This window comes from Rhodosalinus sp. (assembly GCF_041685465.1).
Classification (GTDB): Bacteria; Pseudomonadota; Alphaproteobacteria; order Rhodobacterales; family Rhodobacteraceae; genus Rhodosalinus.
Genome location: NZ_JAWLFS010000235.1, coordinates 1 through 4445, shown reverse-complemented (window position 1 = coordinate 4445; position 4445 = coordinate 1). Strand labels below are relative to the sequence as shown.

Genomic DNA, 4445 nt, shown 5'->3' with positions numbered 1-4445 from the left:
GGGCGCAACCCGTCGAGCATGTAGCCCGCCCGCGCCGTCATGGAGAGAATCTCGTCGGTCGGGCGGTCGCCCGCCTGACCGAGCGCCCAGACCACCGAGCAGCGCGTGCCGGAGGCGCAGTAGGCGAGGACCTTGCCCTCCGCCTTTTCCACGAGTTCGGCCTGTTTCGCCACGTTCTCGGGCGTCATCGTCTGATGCGTGAGCGGCAGCGCGACGAACTCCATGCCAGCCGCGCGCACTGCCTTTTCCAGCTCGGCCGCCTGATGCGACGGCGGCACCTCGTCATCGGGGCGGTTGCAGATGACGAGCTCCACACCCTCGGCCGCGATCTCCGGCGCGTCGGCCGGGTCGATCTGCGGCGCGACGGCGTAGCGCTCGGTGATCTCGCGCATCTCCATGACGACCTCCTTCACTCCGCCGCGACGGGCCGCTGCATCCGGGCCAGCACCGGCGGCGCGGCCAGCATGCCGCCGATCATCGCGGCGAAAAAGACCCAATGTTCGACGCCCCCGTAACTCAGCGAGGCGACGGACGGTCCGGGGCAGAGCCCGGCGAGGCCCCAGCCGGCGCCGAACATGATCGAGCCCAGGGCAAGCCGCTGGTCGAGCCGCACCGGCGGCGGCGGCGGGAAGGTGCCGCCGAGCACCGGGGTCGCGCGGCGCTGAACGATCCGCCAGGCGATCGCCATCGGGAGGATCGCGCCGCCCATCACGAAGGCCAGCGTCGGGTCCCAGTCGCCGAAGATGTCGAGCCAGCCCTGCACCTTGGCGGTGTCGGTCATGCCGGAGATGAAGAGCCCCGCGCCGAAGAGGCCGCCGGCCACGAATGCGAAGAGATTGCGCATGTCAGATCACCCCCAGCAGATGGCGGAAGACGAGCACCGAGACGCCGCCCGCCACGATGTAGACGGCTGTCGCCGCGAGGCCGCGCAGCGAGAGCCGCGAGATGCCGCAGACCCCGTGGCCCGAGGTGCAGCCGTTGGCGATCCGCGTGCCGAAGCCGACGAGCAGGCCCGCCGCGATCAGCACCGTCCAGTTCGAGGTGACATGCGTGTCGATCCGGCCGTAAAGCGGCAAAAGCGCGACGGGCAGCAGGAAGACGCCGGCGAGAAAGGCCGCCCGCTCCGCCCAGGTCGATTTGCCCGAGCCGTCCACCAGCCCGCCGAGAATGCCGCTCGCACCCATGATGCGCCCGTTGGCGAGCAGGTATACCGCGCCGCCCGAGCCGATCAGCAGGCCGCCGATCAGGCCCCAGATCCAGTCCTGTTCCATTGTCGAGATGATCCCTGCTTGGTCGTCGTGAAAACGCCGCCCCGCCCGCCTGTTCGCGCCCGGGCGGGGCGGCCTGTGTCGGTCAGATCTTGTCGACCGGAACCTTGAGGAAGACGTCGCCCTGCTCGTCGGCGGGCGGCATCTGGCCCGCGCGCATGTTCACCTGCAGCGAGGGGATGATGAGCTTCGGCATGTTCAGCGTGGCGTCGCGCGTGTCGCGCATCTCGACGAACTCCTCCTTGGATTTCGCGCCGCCGACGTGGATGTTCTTCGCCTTCTGCTCGCCCACCGTGCTTTCCCAGGCGTAGTCGTCACGCCCCGGCGCCTTGTAGTCGTGGCCGACGAAGATGCGCGTCTCGTCCGGCAGGGAGAGGATCTTCTGCACGGACTCGTACATCTGCTCGGACGAGCCGCCGGGAAAGTCACAGCGCGCGGTGCCGAAGTCCGGCATGAAGAGCGTGTCGCCCACGAAGGCCGCGTCGCCGATCACGTAGGTCAGGCAGGCCGGCGTGTGACCCGGCGTGTGCAGCACGTCGCCGCGCAACTGGCCGATGTGGAAGCTGTCGCCTTCCTCGAAGAGGCGGTCGAACTGCGAGCCGTCGCGCTGGAATTCCGTACCCTCGTTGAAGACCTTCCCGAAGGTGTCCTGCACGGTCATGATGTTGGCGCCGATGCCGATCTGGCCGCCGAGCTTTTCCTGCAGATAGGGCGCGGCCGAGAGGTGGTCGGCGTGGACATGCGTCTCGAGGATCCAGACGGGATCGAGGCCCTCGGCGCGCACGTGGTCGATGATCGCGTCGGCCGAGCGGGTGTCGGTCCGGCCGGAGGCGTAGTCGAAGTCGAGAACGCTGTCGATGATCGCCGCGGCCGATCCGTTCGGGTCGCGCACGACGTAGGAGATGGTGTTGGTGGCCTCGTCGAAGAAGGCTTTCACGTCGGGTTTCATGGGCTCGTCCTCCGTTTGCTCCGACATATACGGTTTTTGGAATGCGTTTCAATGGAAAATGATGCATGGATCACCCCGTTTTCGTGTTGACCTGCATCAAGGCTGCGTGAGCGGCGGACCGTCACACTCCCGTCATCGCCGCGAACGGGACGGAGGAGGCCCATATGACCACGCTCGAGGCGCGCCGCGAGGCGCTGATGGCCCGGCTGGCCGAGCTCGACAGCCGGATGCACGCGATCGAGGACGAACTCGATCAGCCCGCGTCGAAGGACTGGGAGGAGGCCGCGGTCGAGCAGGAAGGCGACGAGGTGCTCGAGGCGCTGGGCGAACACAGCCGGATGGAGGTGCGCCGCATCCGCGCCGCTCTCGACCGTCTGCGCCGCGGCGAGTACGGGTACTGCGTCGAATGTGGAACCGGGATCGCCCCCGAGCGGCTTGACCTTCTGCCGGCGACGCCGTTCTGCGCGGCCTGCGCAGCGACCCATTGAGCGAGGAGGCGACCATGGACCGCGAAGAGGTGAAGGCTCTCGAGACCCGGATCGAGGAGATCGAGGCCGAGATCGAGGCGGCCGAGGGGGCCGACCGCGCCGAACTTCAGGCGCATCTTGAGGCGGCGCTGCGCAAGCTCCGTGCCGCGAACGCCGAACTGGGCGAGGACGACGCCGAGACGGGCGAAGAGGACGACGGCTTCGACAACGTGCCCGTCTGAGCGTGACCGTCTGACGGCGCGGTCTCGGTCGGTTTCAGCCGAGGGCGAGACCGACCGAGACCGTCATCAGCCCGATCACCGAGACGAAGAGCGCGCCGAGGTTCCAGGGCAGCGCGCGGCGCATCACCTCGCGCAGGTCTTCGTCCGACAGTTGACGCCGCCGCGCCCGCGCGACCGTCACGATGCTCCGGACCACCCCGGCGAGGCCGAGGAGCGAGAGCCCCGCGCCGATCCACACAAGTGCCGCCATGCGTGCCTCCCGTCGCAAGCCGCGCTCGCGCTAGACGATCCCCCGCCGCCGGGCAACCCCTTGCGGGCCCGGGGGCCGGGGGCTAGTCACTCCGCGCGAGCAGAGGCGGAGACCCCCATGACCGACACCTTCCAGCACGGCGCGAGTTCGGGCGGCCAAGTCGCCGCCGAGGAGTTACGCCAGTTCATCGAGCAGTTCGAGCAGCTCGAGGCCGAGAAGAAGGACATCGCCGAGCGCCAGAAGGAGGTCATGGCCGAGGCCAAGGCCCGCGGCTACGACACCAAGGTGATGCGCAAGGTGATCGCGCTGCGCAAGCGCGAGCCCGACGACATCGCCGAGGAGGAGGCGGTGCTCGAGATGTACAAGGCCGCCCTGGGCATGAGCTGAGCCGTGGCGCCGAGGGCGTTCACCGGCGCGCGGGTCTTCGACGGCGAGCGGATCCTCGGCGGTCATGCCGTCTGTATCGAGGACGGGCGCGTGGTCGCGGTCGAGCCGGAGGCGACGCTCGCGCCCGGCGTCGCGCGGGAGCGCCTTGGGGGCGGGCTGCTCGCCCCCGGCTTCGTCGATCTGCAGGTCAACGGTGGCGGCGGTCTGATGCTTGACGAGGCGAGCGGGCCGGAGGAGGTGGCCCGCATCGCCGAGGCGCACGCAAGCCGGGGCGCGACGACGATCCTGCCCACGCTGATCTCGGACACCGAGGCCGCGACAGAGCGGGCCATCGCCGCGGTCGTCGCGGCGGTGGAGACCGGTGTGCCGGGCGTCGCGGGCCTGCACCTCGAGGGGCCGCATCTCGACGCCGCGAAGGCCGGCGCGCATGACCCCGCCCACCTGCGCCCGATGACCGGCGCCGATCTCGACCGCCTCGTGACCGCGGCGGCGAAGCTGCCCTGCCTGATGGTCACCCTCGCCCCCGAAGCGGCGGAGCCCGCGCAGATCCGCGCGCTCGCCGGGGCGGGCGCGCTGGTGGCGCTCGGGCACACCGGCTGCGACGCCGGGACGGCGGAGCGCGCCTTCGCCGCCGGGGCGCGCGTCGTCACGCATCTCTTCAACGCCATGGCGCCGATGGGCCACCGCGCGCCCGGCCTTGCCGGCGCGGCGCTGGCCGCGGGGGCGGTGGACGCCGGGATCATCGCCGACGGGCACCACGTGGACCCGCGGATGCTGGGCGTCGCGCTCCGGGCGAAGGCGGGGCCGGGGGCGCTCTTCCTCGTCTCCGACGCCATGGCCCTCGCGGGGGCGGAGGCGGAGAGCTTCGCCCTCGGCGGGCGG

General features: G+C 70.5%; 9 protein-coding genes. 4 read left to right on the top strand and 5 right to left on the bottom strand.

What is annotated here, in order from left to right; all coding sequences use genetic code 11:
- The 4 genes from ACESL7_RS13375 to ACESL7_RS13360 form a co-directional block, all read right to left on the bottom strand.
- Positions 1-398: protein tyrosine phosphatase family protein (locus tag ACESL7_RS13375; RefSeq protein ID WP_372893807.1), on the bottom strand; the 398-nt coding region annotated here is incomplete at its 3' end.
- 11 nt (positions 399-409) lie between these two features.
- Positions 410-844, bottom strand: coding sequence for a DUF6691 family protein (locus tag ACESL7_RS13370; RefSeq protein WP_372893806.1), 435 nt, complete (start codon positions 842-844; stop codon positions 410-412).
- Position 845: 1 nt separating this feature from the next.
- Complete coding sequence (locus tag ACESL7_RS13365; protein ID WP_372893805.1) at positions 846-1271, bottom strand: YeeE/YedE family protein; 426 nt, start codon at positions 1269-1271, stop codon at positions 846-848.
- Between the two features lie 82 nt (positions 1272-1353).
- Positions 1354-2217, bottom strand: coding sequence for an MBL fold metallo-hydrolase (locus ACESL7_RS13360; protein ID WP_372893804.1), 864 nt, complete (start codon positions 2215-2217; stop codon positions 1354-1356).
- Between the two features lie 164 nt (positions 2218-2381).
- On the opposite strand from ACESL7_RS13360, the gene ACESL7_RS13355 reads away from it, so the two are divergent.
- Together ACESL7_RS13355 and ACESL7_RS13350 are read left to right on the top strand one after the other, a co-directional pair.
- Positions 2382-2705: a TraR/DksA family transcriptional regulator gene (locus ACESL7_RS13355; protein WP_372893803.1), complete on the top strand. Its 324-nt coding sequence runs from the start codon at positions 2382-2384 to the stop codon at positions 2703-2705.
- A gap of 14 nt (positions 2706-2719) precedes the next feature.
- Entirely contained in the window at positions 2720-2926 is a 207-nt protein-coding gene (locus tag ACESL7_RS13350) for a hypothetical protein (protein ID WP_372893802.1), read from the top strand.
- Positions 2927-2960: 34 nt separating this feature from the next.
- On the opposite strand, the gene ACESL7_RS13345 is transcribed toward ACESL7_RS13350, so the two are convergent.
- Positions 2961-3176 (bottom strand): hypothetical protein, encoded by a 216-nt coding sequence (locus tag ACESL7_RS13345; RefSeq protein WP_372893801.1) that lies wholly within the window; start codon positions 3174-3176, stop codon positions 2961-2963.
- 117 nt (positions 3177-3293) lie between these two features.
- On the opposite strand from ACESL7_RS13345, the gene ACESL7_RS13340 reads away from it, so the two are divergent.
- Together ACESL7_RS13340 and ACESL7_RS13335 are read left to right on the top strand one after the other, a co-directional pair.
- Positions 3294-3563: a DUF2312 domain-containing protein gene (locus ACESL7_RS13340; protein ID WP_372893800.1), complete on the top strand. Its 270-nt coding sequence runs from the start codon at positions 3294-3296 to the stop codon at positions 3561-3563.
- A 3-nt stretch (positions 3564-3566) separates the two neighbouring features.
- Positions 3567-4445, top strand: an 879-nt coding sequence (locus ACESL7_RS13335; RefSeq protein ID WP_372893799.1) for an N-acetylglucosamine-6-phosphate deacetylase, incomplete at its 3' end; no start/stop codon positions are given.

Coding starts and splice junctions, on each gene's coding strand:
- ACESL7_RS13370 (WP_372893806.1), bottom strand. CDS start 844: ATGCGCAATCTCTTCGCATTCGTGGCCGGCGGCCTCTTCGGCGCGGGG.
- ACESL7_RS13365 (WP_372893805.1), bottom strand. CDS start 1,271: ATGGAACAGGACTGGATCTGGGGCCTGATCGGCGGCCTGCTGATCGGC.
- ACESL7_RS13360 (WP_372893804.1), bottom strand. CDS start 2,217: ATGAAACCCGACGTGAAAGCCTTCTTCGACGAGGCCACCAACACCATC.
- ACESL7_RS13355 (WP_372893803.1), top strand. CDS start 2,382: ATGACCACGCTCGAGGCGCGCCGCGAGGCGCTGATGGCCCGGCTGGCC.
- ACESL7_RS13350 (WP_372893802.1), top strand. CDS start 2,720: ATGGACCGCGAAGAGGTGAAGGCTCTCGAGACCCGGATCGAGGAGATC.
- ACESL7_RS13345 (WP_372893801.1), bottom strand. CDS start 3,176: ATGGCGGCACTTGTGTGGATCGGCGCGGGGCTCTCGCTCCTCGGCCTC.
- ACESL7_RS13340 (WP_372893800.1), top strand. CDS start 3,294: ATGACCGACACCTTCCAGCACGGCGCGAGTTCGGGCGGCCAAGTCGCC.